This is a genomic window from Algoriphagus lutimaris (genome assembly GCF_017051705.1).
GTDB lineage: Bacteria > Bacteroidota > Bacteroidia > Cytophagales > Cyclobacteriaceae > Algoriphagus > Algoriphagus lutimaris.
Genome location: NZ_JAFIDJ010000001.1, coordinates 189,275 through 206,272 on the forward strand (window position 1 = coordinate 189,275; position 16,998 = coordinate 206,272).

The following is a 16,998-nucleotide window of genomic DNA, read 5'->3' on the forward strand; positions in this document are numbered from 1 at the left end:
ATAAAAGAGCAGAATTAATTTTAGTAAATCGAACTAATTAGCTCGCATTCTATTTAGATACTTTAAACCTTTTTAAAAAAACGAATTAGGTTTGTAGAATAATTAGATTGAATGATTTTACCATTTAAAAGTATTAATGTCCCTTTTGGTATCTTAAGCCAAAACCCTTTGGAGATTTTTACTTAATTTCAAGCGATTAAATTGACCTATGGCTGAAGAAGCAGACAGAAAGCCTGTGCTTTCTAAGAAAATAGATAAATTTTTTACAGGCTTAGCAAGTGCCTGGAGCTTTGTAAGGAGATTCTTTAAAGAAGTGTTTTTACCTCCTTATGAACTAAAAGAAGTCTTCCACCAATGTTATCGAATTGGGGTGGAATCCTTGCCTCTTATTTCATTGACTGGATTCATCGTAGGGATTGTATTTACCAATCAATCTAGACCCTCTCTTTCAGAATTTGGTGCAACCTCTTGGTTACCTTCTTTGATTTCCATAGCCGTAGTAAGAGCGATGGGACCTTTGGTGACGGCATTGATTGCAGCTGGAAAGATGGGATCCAGTATTGGTGCAGAGATAGGCTCCATGAAAGTGACAGAGCAAATTGATGCCATGGAAGTTTCAGCAACCAATCCTTTCAAATTTTTGGTGGTAACCCGGGTTTTGGCAACAACTTTCATGATACCCGTCTTGGTGATGTATACTGATTTTGTCGCATTGATGGGATCTTTCTTAAGTGTAAACGCCAATGAAAATGTCAGTATGACCACCTTTTTTGTAGAGGTGTTTGAATCAATTAGTTTCTTGGATATCAACTCTTCAGTCTTGAAATCCCTTCTATTTGGCTTTACTATTGGCATAGTGGGTTGCTATAAAGGATATAACTCTTCCAAAGGAACCGAGGGAGTAGGTCGTGCAGCGAATTCAGCTGTTGTGATGGCCATGTTCCTGATATTTATTGAAGAATTACTGGTTCTTCAGATTGTGAACGCAATTAGAATGATGTAAACCATGGAAGAGAAAGTTGTAGAAATAGCTGGTTTAAAGAAATCATTTGGGGATTTGGATGTTCTCAAAGGGGTTGATTTGGATTTATATAAGGGTGAGAACTTAGTGGTACTCGGTAAATCTGGTTCTGGTAAATCTGTGTTGATTAAAATCATGGTGGGTTTGCTGAAGCAGGATGAAGGATCGATGAAGGTGTTAGGGCAGGAAGTTTCCAAATTAGGAACCAAAGCACTCAATGAGCTTCGATTAAAAATAGGTTTCTCTTTTCAGAATTCAGCCTTATATGATAGTATGACTGTTCGGGAGAATATGGAGTTTCCATTGGTAAGAAATGTGAAGAACCTAACCCGAGGAGAAATTACAAGAAAAATAGAAGAGTTATTGGATAGTGTGGGCTTACCCCAATCCATCAATCAGATGCCGTCTGAACTTTCAGGAGGTCAGAAAAAAAGGATAGGGGTGGCCAGGACTTTGATATTAAATCCTGAGATCATGCTTTATGATGAACCAACTGCTGGTCTAGATCCGATTACTTGTATGGATATTAATAATTTGATCAACCAAGTAAGAGAGCAGTATAATACTTCATCAATAGTCATTACCCATGACCTTACTTGTGCCAAAGTAACAGGGGATCGTCAAGCAGTGTTGCTAGACGGTCAATTCAAGGCGATCGGTAGTTTTGAAGATGTTTTTGCTCATGCACAAGATGGGCGAGTCAAATCATTTTACGATTATAACTTCATTGATTCATGAGAGGTGAAAATAAACGCAACGTTTTAGTAGGCATATTTGTATTTATAGGAATTGCCATCCTGGTAGCCGGTATTTTGACCTTAGGCGGCCAGCAAAAGAAATTTGTCAAAGCAATCCAATTGAAAACGGTGTTCGATGATATTGGAGGTTTACAGACTGGAAACAATGTTTGGTTTTCAGGGGTGAAAATCGGTACGGTACGAAAAATCAATTTCTATGGTGATTCGCAAGTTGAAATAGAAATGAACGTAGAGGAGGAAGTGGTAGAATTTATTCGAAAGGATTCAAAGGCCACATTAAGCTCTGACGGACTGATCGGTAATAGAATCATCGTGATTTACGGTGGTACTACCATGGCACCTCCAGTGGAGGATGGTGATCGATTGGAATCGGTTATGCCTTTGGATACCGATCAAATGATGGAAACCTTGCAAGTAAATAATGAAAATCTAGTTGAGATCACCAATGACCTAAAGGTTTTGACCAGTAAATTAGCTGCAGGGGAAGGCATCGTAGGAGCTGTGTTGACTGACTCCACCTTGGCAGAAAGTTTCAAAACCATCATTGCGAACCTGAATAATGCCTCTGTTCAAAGTAACAGAATGCTTACCGACCTCAACTCCTTTACCCAGAAATTAAATCAGGAGGGAAATCTTTTCAATGATCTGGTAACGGATACCACTTTGGTCACCGAATTTAAATCCACTATGGGAAGTCTGAAAGCCACCGCTGAAAACTCTGAACAAATGACGGAAGAGTTGAAAGCTATTACAGAAAAATTCAACTCCTCAGACAATTCCATCGGCGTATTGTTAAATGATGAGGAATTTGCTAAAAATTTAAAGCAAACCATGGTAAATACAGATTCTGCTACTTACAACCTTAATAGAGGATTAGAGGCACTGGAATACACCTGGCCCTTCAGAAAAGGATTTAAAAGAAAAGCAAAGGCTGAAGAAAAAGCCAATGAAAATAATTAAAATGAAGCCCTAAATTGATTTAGGGCTTTTTTTATGAACGATCCGAAATTCCGTTTTCGATCTTCTCTTTAGCCTCCTGATGGTCTTCCCCATTGGCTTCCAATTGATCTGCGGTATTCTTTTCTGTGATCACTGCTTTCATACGAGTCAATCATTTTATTGCCCAAGGGACTGAAGATTTTCACTTTTCTAAAAAGGTGAATACCTGCCATCAATAATAGAACCATCCAAATGAAACTTTCAGGGGGAGCTTCCTCAAAGGCAAGGTACGTCCAAGGCAACACGCAAAGGATAATGATCACCAGCTTTAGCAGTTGAGGGTAGTCAAAAACTCTGATCCACCAATAGTCCCATTTGATAAAAGGGATCCAGGTAGCAAGGATAAAAAATGCACTGATTATCCTCAAAACGTAAATCGGCATAGGCTTTGGAATTTATTAACTAATATAAACAAGTAAGAAGTAAAATTGACCAAGCCCAATATTGAAGGGAATAGCGAGTGTGGAATGAATTCTATCTTTCGTAATTTGGTTACTAATAAAACGCTTCTTCATAGACCTAAACAATTTTTATCATGAACCAAGATCCATTTCAAATTAAATCAAGTTTAACAACTGATTCCGGTACTTTTGATTATTGGAGTTTGGATAAGCTCCATCAAGCTGGACATGAGATTAAAAAGTTACCATTCTCTATTCGGATTTTATTGGAAAATGCGCTTCGAAACTATGATGCCTTTTCCATTACCAAAGAGCATTTAGACACTATTTTAAACTGGAAACCTGAAGCATCGGATGCAGACATTCCTTATAAACCGGCTAGAGTTTTGATGCAGGATTTTACGGGAGTTCCCGCAGTTGTAGATATAGCATCTCTGCGATCGGAGGCCCAGCGTAAAGGAAAAGATCCAGAAAGAATCAATCCTTTGATCCCTGTAGATTTGGTAATTGATCATTCGGTTCAAGTGGATTATTTTGGAACCAATTACAGCTACCAGCGGAATGTGGAAGTAGAATATGAGCGGAATGCAGAACGGTATCAGTTTTTGAAATGGGCACAAAAATCCTTTGATAATTTTTCTGTAGTACCTCCAGGAATGGGGATTTGTCATCAGGTAAACCTTGAATACTTGGCTCAGGGAGTGATTATGCGTGATGGGAAGGTTTTTCCAGACACCTTGGTAGGTACCGATTCACATACCCCAATGGTCAACGGAATTGGGGTCGTAGGATGGGGAGTTGGCGGAATTGAGGCGGAAGCAGCCCTATTAGGACAACCCATTTTCTTTATCATGCCAGAGGTAGTTGGTTTGAAATTGACCGGTAAACTACCAGCAGGAACTACTGCGACAGACATGGTTTTGACCATTACCGAATTGCTCAGAAAACATGGAGTGGTGGGTAAGTTTGTAGAGGTATTTGGACCAGGGTTGGATCATTTGACTGTACCGGATCGAGCGACCATTTCCAACATGTCTCCGGAATTTGGATGTACAGTTTCCTATTTCCCAATAGATGACAGAACTCTTGATTACATGGCGAAGACCAATCGGAGCAAAAGCCAGATTAAATTGGTAGAGGACTATTGCAAAGCGAATTTATTATGGAGGAAAGAGGAGGATTTGATACAGTATTCCTCTGTTGTAGAATTGGATTTAGGGACGGTAGAGGCAACGGTATCTGGCCCCAAAAGGCCTCAGGATAAAATTTTGGTTCGAAACTTTAAACCAAAATTCGAAGAGTTATTACATTCCATGCATGGCAGACAATACATTCCAATAGATAAAAGAGAGGAAGGAAGAATGCTTGCTGAAGGTGGTGGACAATCCTCAAAAGAGGCAAAAAATTCCCCTCAAGATGTAGCGTTTAAAACAGAAGTAAAAAACGGGTTGAAATCGGTTACCATCGATTTAAACTATGAAAAATTTACGCTTTATGATGGATCTATTGTCATCGCTGCCATTACTTCCTGTACCAATACCTCCAATCCAGCAGTAATGCTGGGTGCAGGCTTAGTAGCCAAAAAGGCATTGGAAAGAGGTTTGGATGTGAAGCCTTGGGTAAAAACCTCCTTGGCTCCAGGTTCGAAAGTCGTGACAGATTACTTAAGCAAAGCAGGCTTATTGGAAGAATTAGAAGCTCTCAAATTCCATACTGTTGGGTATGGTTGTACTTCCTGTATCGGAAATTCAGGACCTTTACCAAACCATATTGCTAAGGCAGTGGAGGATAATGATTTAGTAGTAGCCTCGGTGCTTTCGGGAAATCGAAATTTTGAAGCCAGAGTACACCCTCAGGTGAAAATGAATTACCTCATGTCACCTATGCTGGTGGTTGTGTACGCGTTGACGGGGAGAGTAGATGTGGATTTATACAATGAACCAATAGGATATGACCCCAACCAAGAACCGGTTTATCTCAAAGATATTTGGCCTACCACAGCGGAAATAGATGAGATTTCCAGAAAAGTGTTGACACCCGATGATTACGAGAAAAATTATGGGGAGATATTCGAAGGAAATGATATCTGGAAAAAATTGAATTCGGGAGAAGGGTCTATTTATCCATGGGATGATTCCAGTACCTATATCAAAGAAGCTCCCTTTTTCAAAGGAATCTCAATGGATTTGGAAAGTCCAAAGAATATCGAAGATGCAAGAGTTTTATTAAAGTTAGGAGACTATATTACTACAGACCACATTTCTCCAGCAGGTTCATTCAAGCCAGATACTCCAGCTGGGAAGTATTTGAATGGAAGAGGGGTGCAGCGGCCTGATTTCAATTCTTATGGTTCAAGAAGAGGAAATGATGAAGTGATGGTTCGAGGTACATTTGCCAATGTACGGATCAAGAATCAACTCTCTACCCAAGAAGGAGGCTTTACCAAGTACATTCCTGATGATGAGGAAATGACAGTTTTTGATGCCTCTCGAAAATACCAAGCCGATGGAACACCCTTGATTGTCTTGGCCGGAAAAGAATATGGTTCAGGATCTTCCAGAGATTGGGCTGCTAAAGGCACCAATTTATTGGGGATTAAAGCTGTGATTGCAGAAAGCTATGAGCGGATTCACCGAAGCAATCTAGTAGGAATGGGAGTCTTACCTCTTCAGTTTAATTCAGGAGAAAGCGCCGAAAGTTTGGGCTTAACAGGTTTTGAATCCTTTAGTATCGAAGGTATTTCGGATGGATTGAAACCTGGCCAACGCTTTAGGGTGGAAGCAGTGGATCAAGATGGAAATAAAAAGGAGTTTCATGTAAAATCCCGATTGGATTCTGAAGTAGAGATTGCTTATTACCAACACGGAGGAATCCTGAATTATGTATTAAGAGATTTCTTAAAGGACTAAGTTCCCATTTAGTTGTTTTATAATGCTTCAAAACCCGTCAATAATGACGGGTTTTTACTTTTAACTCAAAGAAAAGCGGATGGGAATAGTAAAGTAGGCTTTGGTTGGATTTCCTTGAAAATCAATGGCTGACTCGAAATCGAGATTGATTTTTTCTAAGACCCTGATTGCCTCTTTGATTAATGAACGATGTATTTCTCCCGGATTGGCCCAATATAGTTGAATCAAATTGCCGCTCTCATCCACTTCTATTCCCACTAGAGCAGTACCAGTTTCTCTAAGGTTTCGTGCTTCTTGAGGATAATGAAGCTCCTTTGCCAAAGCATTTTGAATTTTTTTTTTTAATTTTTGGTTTGGGAAACATAGGGTTAAATTTCCCTGCGATCCAAGCCGAATCCATATCTCCTCTGTAGAAATAATAGATTTTATCTTCTAAATAGGTCAGTTTTGAGACCACCTGTTCTCCTTCCAAAAATACTTTTACAAAGCTGCTGTTATCTAGATTTTTAATTTCTGAAGAAACCCGGTTTTGAAGAATATCATAGGTAGAAGTGATTGCTTCATTGTAGCCTAATCCCTCATTGAATTTTTCTACTTATAATAATAAAACCCAATAGGTAAATAGAGCCAAGCTTCAACAGTTTCCCCTTTATAGTCGATGGCAGGATTGTAATTTCCTACAAACAATTCTCCTATTCGCAGTGCTTCAGTTGATAAGATGGGGGGTAGGTCATGTAGATTGGCAACCTCAGTCTTTAGTCGTTGACCATTCTTGTCAATTAAAAATGCTAGGATAACTGTACCCTCAAAACCTTGAGATTGGGCTTCTTGTAAGAACCTTTTTTCTTTCAGAACAAATTTTTTCCAGTCCTTATCATTAGGGAATAGGGATGGTTCAAAATCATTCTTGTTGGAAGAATACCTATTAGCGCCAGATTTTCTCCAAATTTCAAACTCATTGTTGCCATAATGGGCCACATGGGCCACCTGAACCCCGTCTTGATAATAGAAGTAGAACTTTTCACGATTCTGTTTATTTTCCTCACTTCTAAGAATTAACTGGCCCTGTTGATCAAATACTTTTACTACTTCTTCAATGGCCCCGGTTTTAGAGTTGAGGTCGGTCTCAATGGTTTTGATCACTCTGTTTTGGGCATCACTTATTTGGGTGAACGTGGATCCATCTTCATTGATATTTTGTAATTGAGAATACACAGTGGTAGGATCATCGATAGAGGAAGTTTTAAAAAAATGTTGATTTAGAGGAGTGATTTCAAAGTCTTGGCTTTGTACATCAAATGCCTTTCCTAGTCCTACCAAGCATAGACAGCATGCAAATAGATTGGTTTTGTAAGAGGTTATTGATTTGAGCTTCATTCCGTCTCAATCTATTTATTTTTCATTGGAGTAACAAAAGGCAAATTCTTCCTTTTCGGAAAGGAGAATACAAACTTGTTTTCAAGAAAGAAAAGACTTTTATCCCACAAGATAAGTCTTAATTTTGTTGCCCATACCTATAATTAACCTAGCCATGAAATCTATCAATCCTACCACAACAGCTGCTTGGAAAAGATTATTAGACCTTGCCGAAGAGCATAAAGACCTAAAAATAACCTCCCTATTAGAAGAGCACGAAAGATTCGAACGATACAGTCTTCGACTGGACGATATTCTAGTTGATTATTCTAAAAATAAGGTGAACGATGTCATTCTGAAGGCACTTTGTGATTTAGCCCGCGAGACGGAGATTCATATTGCCATCGAGGATATGTTTACCGGCAAAGCCATCAATGAAACTGAAGGAAGAGCAGTATTGCATACAGCTTTGAGGAACCCGTCAGATCGAGCTGTTTATTTAGATGGGGAAGATGTGATGATCGAGGTCCAAAAGGTTTTGGATCAGATGAAAGTCTTTGCGGACAAAATTCAAAATAAACAATGGTTAGGCTATACTGGAAAGCCGATCAAATCCTTGGTAAATATTGGGATAGGAGGTTCGGATCTGGGCCCTGTCATGGTAACGGAGGCTTTGAAACCCTATCAGAATCCTGACATTGACTGCTATTTTGTTTCCAATGTAGATGGGACACATATTGCAGAAACCCTGAAAAAAGTAGATCCGGAAACCACGCTTTTCTTTATAGCTTCCAAGACTTTTACGACACAGGAAACCATGACTAATGCACATTCTGCCAGGGATTGGTTTGTAGGATATGCAAAAGATGAAGCGGCTGTATCCAAGCATTTCGTAGCCTTGTCAACCAATGCCAAAGCAGTAGAAGCATTTGGAATTGATCCTGCCAATATGTTCTCATTTTGGGATTGGGTAGGAGGCAGGTATTCTTTATGGTCTGCCATTGGATTGCCGATTGCTTGTACGATAGGATTTGAAAATTTTGAACAATTGCTTCAAGGCGCCCATGTCATGGATGAACATTTCCGCCACTCCATGTTTGATAGAAATATTCCTATTGTGTTGGCATTGATCGGTATTTGGAATACCAATTTCTTGGGAGCTACTTCGGAGGCCATTCTTCCTTATGATCAGTATATGCATCGTTTCGCTGCCTATTTCCAACAAGGAAATATGGAAAGTAACGGAAAATACGTCAACAGAAATGGAAACAAGGTAGCTTACACTACCGGACCAATTATCTGGGGAGAGCCGGGCACCAATGGTCAACACGCATTTTATCAATTGATCCACCAAGGAACCCATTTGATTCCTTGTGACTTTATTGCACCTGCCATTTCCCATAATCCTATTGGGGATCATCACCAAAAATTGCTTTCCAATTTCTTTGCTCAGACCGAGGCTCTGGCAAAAGGGAAGTCCCTGGAGGAAGTGAAAAAAGAAATGAAAGCAGCAGGAAAGTCTGATGAGCAAATTGAAAAGATCGCTCCTCATCGAGTTTTTGAAGGAAACCGACCTACCAATTCTATTTTGGTTAAAAAGATTACTCCTTACACTTTAGGATCGCTGATTGCCATGTACGAACATAAGATTTTTGTTCAAGGTGTGATTTGGGACATCTTTAGTTTTGACCAGTGGGGTGTGGAACTAGGGAAAGTATTGGCCAATGGGATCCTTCCTGAGTTGAAAGGTGATGAAAAGGTAACTTCCCATGATGGTTCCACCAATGGATTAATCAACGCCTATAAAAAGATGCGATAAATAAGATTACTATCAGTATCCAATGAAAAAGCCTATTCAGAAACTGAATAGGCTTTTTCTTGTTATGTTACTTTAGGATTTTTAATCCAACAGCTTCAATGCCCGGAAGCTGATTTTGCCTCATATATTGAAGGAGGGTGACTTTCTTGGTGTTGTTCGGTAATTGAAAAGGAAGAGAGTCATAAAAGGTATAAGTACTTCCAAATCCATCACCCAGAGGTTCTCCTGTTTTCGAATCAAACAATGGGACATTGATTAATTTATTTTCAATAATGGTTCCAGTGGAGTCTTGACTGAGTACTCTCACATAACAATTGGAAAAAGAGTATTCCTCATTAAAACGAAATGCGATAAGGCTTTGATTGTCCTGCAGCTGAACAGTACTCAAATCAAAATGAAGACTATCCTCTATTGCCCAGTTTTGCGTGGGTAATGCTTTGAATTCCTCAAAAACCCGATCATCGGAACAGGATGATATACCTAATCCCATTAACGCAATAAGGAAAACAAAAACTCTATTCATTTCCAGATGAATTTGAATTAGGTCCTTGATTTTTTCTAGGAGGGAATTTCTTGATACCACCTGATTTACCTTCTGATTTAGGATTTGGTTTACCTTCTCCTTTTGGCGCAGACTTAGGTCCCTGTTTAGGATTTGGATGCTGTTTCTTTCCTTCCTGGTTACGGGGCTTATTTTGTCTTTTTTCGCCAGCTTGATTAGGATTAGGTTTATTTCCACCTTGTCTTTTTGGAGGGTTATTTCCTTGAGCTGGTGGAGTGGCCTGTTGATTTTTATTTCGGTTCCTATTGTTTCTGTTCTTTTTTCTTCTCGGTTCTCCCGGTTGATTTGGCTCAGCCTGCTGGGGAATAGACTCCTGCTTAGTAGGTGCTGGGTTTGCTTTTTGATTCCTATTGGAATCAGCGGTTTGTTGGGAAGGGTTGGAGTTATTTCGAGATTTATTTCTGGACTTCCTCTTCTTCTTGCCTGTTGAAAATTTCTTATCAAGAAGTTCAAGTTCCCTTGTAGATTTAGCAGCTAGATCTTCTATATCTGATGCTTCATTTACCTGAAGGTTAAAAACTTTGATCCCTTTTGCATTAATTTCCAAAATCTCTGTCACACGCTCACAGCTGATGCTATGCCAATCATTTTCATTGTTATAGCTAAACCACATCATTTTTCTAAAGATGTCGGTTTTTTGAAGTTTGGCAGGTCCAGATTCGGTTTGAAGTGGACGCTCAATTTGAGGGATGTCTTTGATTGCATCCATATAGGTGTCCAATTCATAATTTAGGCAGCATTTTAATCTCCCGCACTGCCCGCTGAGCTTGCCCGGATTAAGAGATAAATTTTGGTAGCGAGCTGCAGAAGTGCTGACATTTTTGAAATCTACCAACCAGGTAGAGCAGCATAATTCTCTCCCACAAACTCCTAAACCACCGATTCTACCAGCTTCTTGACGAAGACTGATCTGGCGCATCTCCACCCGAATTCGGAATTCACCAGCTAGGACTTTTATCAACTCCCTAAAGTCAACCCGTTCGTCTGCTGAATAGTAAAATGTAGCTTTTGAATTATCCGCCTGGTATTCGATATCAGACATTTTCATTTTCAAACCGAGTTCTTCCACGATTTGCTTGCATCGATACAAGGTGGGGATTTCTCGGTTTTTTGCTTCCGCCCACTTTTCTAAGTCTTTTTCGGTGGCTTTTCTGTAGATTCTGAGTATCTCATCATCATTTTTGATTTTCCGTTTTTGCATTTGTAGGCGAACCAATTCACCTTGAAGAGAAACGTAACCAATATGATGTCCATTTGGTACATCCACTACTACAGGATCACCTGTAGTCAAAGGAAGGTAATCGACGTTTCTGTAATAATCTTTTCGCCCCCCTTTAAACTTTACTTCTACTATATCAAAGGTGTCCACCTCTGGAATTCCCATATGACCTAACCAGTCAAATGAGTTCATTTTATTGCAATCACTCGTTCCGCAACTCCCATTATTTTGGCAGCCACCGGTACCTCCAGAGGAGGTCGAGCAAGTAGTACATCCACTCATAAGTATATATTTACAGGACCTTGATCCTGGGTAAGATTGGGTTTACTTCATCAGTTTCAAGATATCTTGACCGATATCTTTTCTGTAATAGGATTTTTCCCAAGTAATATTTTCAACTGTGGAAAAAGCATGATTTAAAGCCGATTCAAGGGTTTTGCCCATTCCAGTAACTGCCAACACTCTACCGCCTTGGTTTACTAACTGGTTCCTATCGTTTGTAGAGGTTCCAGCATGGAAAATAATCGTGTGCTCAGCCTCTTGTGGTAAGCTAATCGGAAATCCTTTTTGATAAGATTCAGGATAACCTCCGCTCACCATTACTACAGTAGTGGCATAATCAGGAGAAATTTCCAATTGGTACTGGTCTAGAGTTCCTGTTCCAATTCCTACCAGTAAATCCACGAAATCACTGGTGATTCGTGGTAACACAGCCTCTGTTTCCGGGTCTCCCATTCTCACATTGTACTCTATTACATAAGGTTGGCCATTGTTATTCATCAACCCTATAAAAAGAAATCCTTTGTATGGAATATTTTCTTTAGCTAGACCTTCTACAGTAGGTTTGACTACCAATTCCTCCACCTTTTTCATGTAGGCTTCATCGGCGAAAATCACAGGGCTGACAGCACCCATCCCACCAGTATTCAAACCAGTATCTCCTTCACCGATTCTCTTGTAATCTTTCGCTTCAGGTAAAATCTTGTAACTCTTTCCATCTGTAGCCACAAATACAGAAAGCTCGATTCCTTTTAGAAATTCTTCTACGACCACTTTTGCCGAAGCTGCGCCAAACTTATGATCGATAAGCATTTCTTTGAAGGATTCTTTGGCTTCCTCCAAAGTTTGGCAGATCAATACTCCTTTTCCCGCGGCAAGCCCATCTGCTTTTAAAACGATAGGCAAGTTTTGGGTTTCCAGATAAGCAAGTCCTGCTTCAATATCCTCAGCGGTGAAAGTCTCATAGGCCGCGGTTGGAACATGGTTACGTTGCATAAATCTTTTGGAGAAGTCCTTGCTTCCCTCTAGAGTAGCTCCAAGTTGAGAGGGGCCTACTACCGGGATAGATGCGGTTTCGGACTGATTTTGCAGGTAATCCACCACACCTTTTACCAGAGGCTCTTCCGGGCCTACAACGACCAATTCGATGGAATGCTCAAGAATAATTTTTTTTATTCCTTCAAAGTCAGTAATTGAAAGTTGAATGTTTTTTGCAATGCTTGAAGTGCCAGCATTTCCCGGAGCCACATATAGCTGAGTGCATTTTGGGCTTTGTACAATTTTCCAGGCGAAAGCATGTTCTCTGCCTCCGCTTCCTAATAAGAGTATATTCATTGACTCAATTCACGTTAATTAGCATGCTCGGAAATAAACTTGATTCGATAGACTCGCAATTCATCTTCTGCGAAATCTTCGTCTTCCAGTTCTTCCATTGCATCTTTAATTCGATCGCTTTCTGCATTCATGAAATAATCATGGAGTAAATCCTCACGTTCCTCATCCATGATATGTTCAATGTAGTAATCGATATTTAATTTTGTTCCACTGTAGATAATTTGCTCAATTTCTTGAAGGAGTTCAGACATGCTGATGTTCAAGTTGTCCGCAATTTCATCTAAGTCTATTTTACGATCAATTTGTTGGATGATCGTAATTTTGATTTTTGACCTTGATCCCGCTGACTTCACTACCACCTCTGAAGCAGTCTCAATTTCATTTTCTTCTACATAGGTAGAAATAATCCTCAAGAATGACGCACCAAATTTAGCGACTTTTCCCATACCAACACCGTTGATTTGGGCAAGTTCCTCTCGAGTGGTTGGGTAAACGGTTGCCATTTCTTCCAAAGAAGGGTCTTGGAAGATGACATAAGGTGGTAAGCCTTTTGACTTTGCTACTTTTTTTCGTTCTGCTTTGAGGAGTTCAAATAGTTTTTCATCATAAGCAATGCCTGCAGTAATTTCTACATCAGGAGTGCCAGATGAATCCTCATTAGCATAATCGTGGTCCTTATACAGGTTAACAGAATATGGTGCTTCTATAAATTCTTTGCCTTTTTTGGTGAGCTTCAACACTCCAAATGATTCAATATCCTTTTCCAACAGGTCAAAAATCATGGCTTGCCGGATGATTGAAGTCCAATATTTTTCAGGTACTTCTTTTCCTTTACCAAATACTGGTAGTTTATCGTGTTTGTAACTGGTGACGTATTCGGTAGGCTCTCCAATGATTACTTTTACAAGATGCTCAAGACCAAACCGTTCATTGGTTTGAAGGGCTGCTTCCAATGCGGTTTGTATGTAAGTCATCCCCTCAAAAATTTCACGATCTCTCTTACAGTTGTCGCAGTATCCACAGTCTTTTTCGAATGTCTCCCCGAAATAATTCAGGATAAACTTCCTTCTACATACTCCAGTTTCAGCATAGGCCGCCATTTCCTGAAGTAAAACCCGTGCATTCTCTCGTTCTGTAACAGGCTTGTCTTTATTGAATTTATCCAATTTGACAATATCCTCGTATTTGTAAAACATGAGGCAATGTCCTTCCAGTCCGTCCCGTCCTGCTCTACCAGTTTCTTGGTAATATCCTTCTAATGATTTGGGTACATCGTAATGGATGACATAGCGTACATCCGGTTTATCTATCCCCATTCCGAAGGCAATGGTTGCTACAATCACGTCTAATTCTTCATTTAAAAAATCATCTTGATTTTTTATCCGAACGGCTGATTCCAAGCCTGCATGATAGGGAGCTGCATTGATTTGATTTACCTGAAGAAGTTGGGCAATTTCTTCTACCTTTTTTCTGCTGAGGCAATAGATAATTCCTGATTTCCCTTTATGGGACTTGATGAACTTGATTAGCTGCTTTTTAGACTCATTTTTTAATTTAGGTCTAACCTCATAGTACAAATTTGTCCTATTAAAGGAAGATTTGAATAAATCCGCTTCCTCCATTTGAAGATTTCGCTGAATGTCCTGCTGCACTTTTGGCGTGGCAGTAGCCGTCAAGGCGATAATTGGAAGATTAGGAGCTATTTGTGCAACAATGGATTTGATCTTTCGGTATTCTGGTCTGAAGTCATGGCCCCATTCTGAGATACAGTGGGCCTCATCAATCGCCACAAAACTCAAATGTGCTGACTTGAGGAAAGCAACATTTTCTTCCTTAGTTAAAGATTCCGGAGCCACATAGAGCAACTTGGTTTTTTTGCTTAAAACCTCATTTTTTACTTTTGTCGCCTCCGATTTATTCAGCGTTGAATTTAGAAAATGAGCATTAATACCTACGGCATTCAGTTGATCTACCTGATTTTTCATCAATGCAATCAAGGGCGATATGACAATCGCTGTACCATCAGACACGACTGCTGGCAATTGATAACACAATGACTTCCCCGCCCCAGTCGGCATGATGACGAAGGTGTTTTTTTGGCTCAGTAAATTATCAACGATAGGTTCTTGATTCCCACGGAACTGGCTAAAGCCAAATATTTTTTTGAGTTCTGATTTTACTTTTTCTTCCACTTGAAACAGGTGCTTTAAAGGGTGCTCTTAGCCTGTAAACAGGAATGATTAATTACTTTTATACCTTTGTACGAAAATACTCATAAACGCAGGTAAAATTGAATTTAACTAAAAATATTAGAAATACAGCCACTCGGGTATTGCAAAATGAGGCGAATGCTGTTTTAAATTTAGTAGAGTATATAGATGGTGATTTTGAGGCATGTGTGGAAAGGATTTTAAACTCAACGGGAAGAGTAGTAATCACAGGTGTTGGGAAAAGTGCCATTGTTGCCAATAAAATTGTAGCAACCTTAAATTCAACCGGAACTCCAGCTCTTTTTATGCATGCGGCAGATGCTATTCATGGTGACTTAGGGATGATCCAGGAGGATGATGTCGTGATTTGCATTTCTAAAAGTGGAAATACTCCTGAGATTAAAGTATTGGTTCCTCTTCTAAAAAAATCAGGATCTGTATTAGTGGCACTTGTTAGTAATGTCAAAAGTTATTTGGCAGAACATGCTGATTATGTGCTGAATGCAACTATAGGTGAAGAAGCTTGCCCGCATAATTTAGCTCCCACTACCAGCACCACAACTCATATGGCCATGGGAGATGCTTTGGCGGTTTGTTTATTGGAGGCAAGAGGCTTTACCTCGGAGGATTTTGCCAAATACCACCCGGGAGGATCTCTTGGAAAACAGTTGTATCTTAAAGTCAGGGATTTATTGAATAAAGAGCAATTGCCTATGGTGAATGAAGCAGCGGGTTTGGCAGAAGTAATTGTAGAAATCTCAGGAAAAAGATTGGGAGCCACAGCGGTCATTGATTCGAAGGGGAACTTAAAAGGTATCATTACCGATGGGGATTTGAGAAGAATGTTGGAGAAAAGCCTGGATATCCAAAAACTAACCGCAGGAGATATTATGACGGTAAACCCAAAGACTATTTCTCAAGATGAATTTGCCATTCGTGCATTAAATCAGATGAAAAGTTATAATATCACACAACTTGTAGCCATGGATGGGGACAAAATCGCCGGATTTGTCCATATTCATGATTTGATGAAAGAAGGAATTGTTTAGACCCAAAATGCAGGTAAAACCATATATTGTCATTATGGCAGGGGGCATTGGCTCCAGATTTTGGCCATATAGTCGGAATGACCGACCGAAGCAATTTTTAGATATTCTAGGTACTGGTAGGACATTGCTCCAAATGACCTATGATCGGTTTCAGGAAATTTCCAGTCCAGATAAGTTTTATGTGGTGACCAATCAACATTACTTTGATTTGGTAAAAGAGCAGTTACCTGAAATAAACGATAACCAGATATTGACGGAGCCGCTCAGAAGAAATACAGCTACGTGTATTGCCTATGCTGCCTATAAAATTAATGCCATCGACCCCAAGGCGACTTTAGTTGTCGCTCCAGCAGATCATTTAATTACCCAGGAAAATAAGTTTCATGCTGCTATTGATCAAGCATGCCAAGAGGCTCAGAAAGAGGGTAGGTTAATCACCATGGGGATTCAGCCTAATCGACCAGAAACGGGATATGGATACATTCAATACCTGGAACAGGAAGGGCAGGAGATCTTCAAGGTAAAAACGTTTACCGAAAAACCTAATTTGAAACTTGCAAAAACCTTTTTGGAGAGTGGCGATTTTGTATGGAATTCAGGAATGTTTATATGGAAAGTTTCCAGCATTATCTCTGCCTACGAAAAATATATGCCTGACGTAGCTGAGGTATTTAATGAAGGTGCTGAGTTTCTTGGAAAAGAAAATGAAAATGAATTCATCGCTAGAGCCTATTCTTTATTAAAAAACATATCTATTGATAATGGGATTATGGAGCATTCAGATCAGGTGTTTGTGATCCCAGCTACTTTTGGTTGGTCTGATTTAGGTTCTTGGAATAGTCTCCATGAATTAAAGAAAAAGGATAAGAAAAATAATGTAGTAGAGGGAAATGCCATCCTTTACGATACAGAAAATTCTTACGTTAAAGTCAGCAGTGATAAACTGGTAGTAGTACAGGGATTGGATAATTACCTGGTGAATGAATCAGATAATGTTATTCTGATTTGTAAGCTGGATGCAGAAAAAAAATTCAGAGAGTTTGTGGCCAATGCAAAAAAGAAAGGGAAGGACTTTGTTTGA

Annotated in this window: 14 protein-coding genes; 7 read left to right on the top strand and 7 right to left on the bottom strand. The window is 39.6% G+C overall.

All coding sequences use genetic code 11. The features are described from left to right. Positions 1 to 208 precede the first annotated feature (208 nt). Genes JYB62_RS00775 through JYB62_RS00785 form a run of 3 tightly spaced genes read left to right on the top strand, consistent with a single transcriptional unit; the run spans position 209 to position 2,739 of the window. Complete coding sequence (locus tag JYB62_RS00775) at positions 209 to 1,003, top strand: MlaE family ABC transporter permease (protein ID WP_074224878.1); 795 nt, start codon at positions 209 to 211, stop codon at positions 1,001 to 1,003. Positions 1,004 to 1,006: 3 nt separating this feature from the next. Beyond that, positions 1,007 to 1,759, top strand: coding sequence for an ABC transporter ATP-binding protein (locus tag JYB62_RS00780; protein ID WP_205643549.1), 753 nt, complete (start codon positions 1,007 to 1,009; stop codon positions 1,757 to 1,759). Continuing rightward, the gene (locus tag JYB62_RS00785) at positions 1,756 to 2,739 is read left to right on the top strand and encodes an MlaD family protein (protein ID WP_205643550.1); all 984 of its coding nucleotides are present in this window, start codon (positions 1,756 to 1,758) and stop codon (positions 2,737 to 2,739) included. Before JYB62_RS00780 ends, JYB62_RS00785 begins: the two co-directional genes overlap by 4 nt. 68 nt (positions 2,740 to 2,807) lie before the next feature. Here JYB62_RS00785 and JYB62_RS00790 read toward each other — a convergent pair whose 3' ends face one another. Further along, the gene (locus tag JYB62_RS00790) at positions 2,808 to 3,161 is read right to left on the bottom strand and encodes a hypothetical protein (protein WP_205643551.1); all 354 of its coding nucleotides are present in this window, start codon (positions 3,159 to 3,161) and stop codon (positions 2,808 to 2,810) included. Between the two features lie 152 nt (positions 3,162 to 3,313). Here JYB62_RS00790 and acnA point away from each other — a divergent pair, with 152 nt between their 5' ends. Continuing rightward, complete coding sequence (gene acnA / locus JYB62_RS00795; protein ID WP_205643552.1) at positions 3,314 to 6,088, top strand: aconitate hydratase AcnA; 2,775 nt, start codon at positions 3,314 to 3,316, stop codon at positions 6,086 to 6,088. 60 nt (positions 6,089 to 6,148) lie between these two features. On the opposite strand, the gene JYB62_RS00800 is transcribed toward acnA, so the two are convergent. Beyond that, positions 6,149 to 6,409, bottom strand: a complete 261-nt coding sequence (locus tag JYB62_RS00800; protein ID WP_205643553.1) for a TonB family protein — start codon at positions 6,407 to 6,409, stop codon at positions 6,149 to 6,151. A 270-nt stretch (positions 6,410 to 6,679) separates the two neighbouring features. Next, on the bottom strand, positions 6,680 to 7,465 hold the full coding sequence (locus JYB62_RS00805; RefSeq protein WP_205643554.1) for an energy transducer TonB: 786 nt from the start codon (positions 7,463 to 7,465) through the stop codon (positions 6,680 to 6,682). Between the two features lie 154 nt (positions 7,466 to 7,619). Here JYB62_RS00805 and pgi point away from each other — a divergent pair, with 154 nt between their 5' ends. Then, the gene (gene pgi, locus JYB62_RS00810) at positions 7,620 to 9,263 is read left to right on the top strand and encodes a glucose-6-phosphate isomerase (RefSeq protein WP_205643555.1); all 1,644 of its coding nucleotides are present in this window, start codon (positions 7,620 to 7,622) and stop codon (positions 9,261 to 9,263) included. A 67-nt stretch (positions 9,264 to 9,330) separates the two neighbouring features. Here the strand turns inward: pgi and JYB62_RS00815 are convergent, their stop codons facing one another. The 4 genes from JYB62_RS00815 to recQ form a co-directional block, all read right to left on the bottom strand. Further along, positions 9,331 to 9,786: a gliding motility lipoprotein GldH gene (locus JYB62_RS00815; RefSeq protein ID WP_205643556.1), complete on the bottom strand. Its 456-nt coding sequence runs from the start codon at positions 9,784 to 9,786 to the stop codon at positions 9,331 to 9,333. Further along, positions 9,779 to 11,236, bottom strand: a complete 1,458-nt coding sequence (gene ricT, locus JYB62_RS00820; RefSeq protein WP_205645376.1) for a regulatory iron-sulfur-containing complex subunit RicT — start codon at positions 11,234 to 11,236, stop codon at positions 9,779 to 9,781. The genes JYB62_RS00815 and ricT overlap by 8 nt, the downstream gene beginning before the upstream one ends. A 132-nt stretch (positions 11,237 to 11,368) precedes the next feature. Next, positions 11,369 to 12,658 carry a phosphoribosylamine--glycine ligase gene (purD, locus tag JYB62_RS00825; protein WP_205643557.1) on the bottom strand — a complete coding sequence of 430 codons (1,290 nt, stop codon included), beginning with the start codon at positions 12,656 to 12,658 and terminating at the stop codon, positions 11,369 to 11,371. Positions 12,659 to 12,672: 14 nt separating this feature from the next. Continuing rightward, entirely contained in the window at positions 12,673 to 14,850 is a 2,178-nt protein-coding gene (recQ, locus tag JYB62_RS00830; protein ID WP_205643558.1) for a DNA helicase RecQ, read from the bottom strand. A gap of 98 nt (positions 14,851 to 14,948) precedes the next feature. Between recQ and JYB62_RS00835 the strand changes: the two genes are divergently transcribed. Further along, on the top strand, positions 14,949 to 15,917 hold the full coding sequence (locus tag JYB62_RS00835; protein ID WP_205643559.1) for a KpsF/GutQ family sugar-phosphate isomerase: 969 nt from the start codon (positions 14,949 to 14,951) through the stop codon (positions 15,915 to 15,917). Positions 15,918 to 15,924: 7 nt separating this feature from the next. Further along, positions 15,925 to 16,998, top strand: coding sequence for a mannose-1-phosphate guanylyltransferase (locus JYB62_RS00840; protein ID WP_205643560.1), 1,074 nt, complete (start codon positions 15,925 to 15,927; stop codon positions 16,996 to 16,998).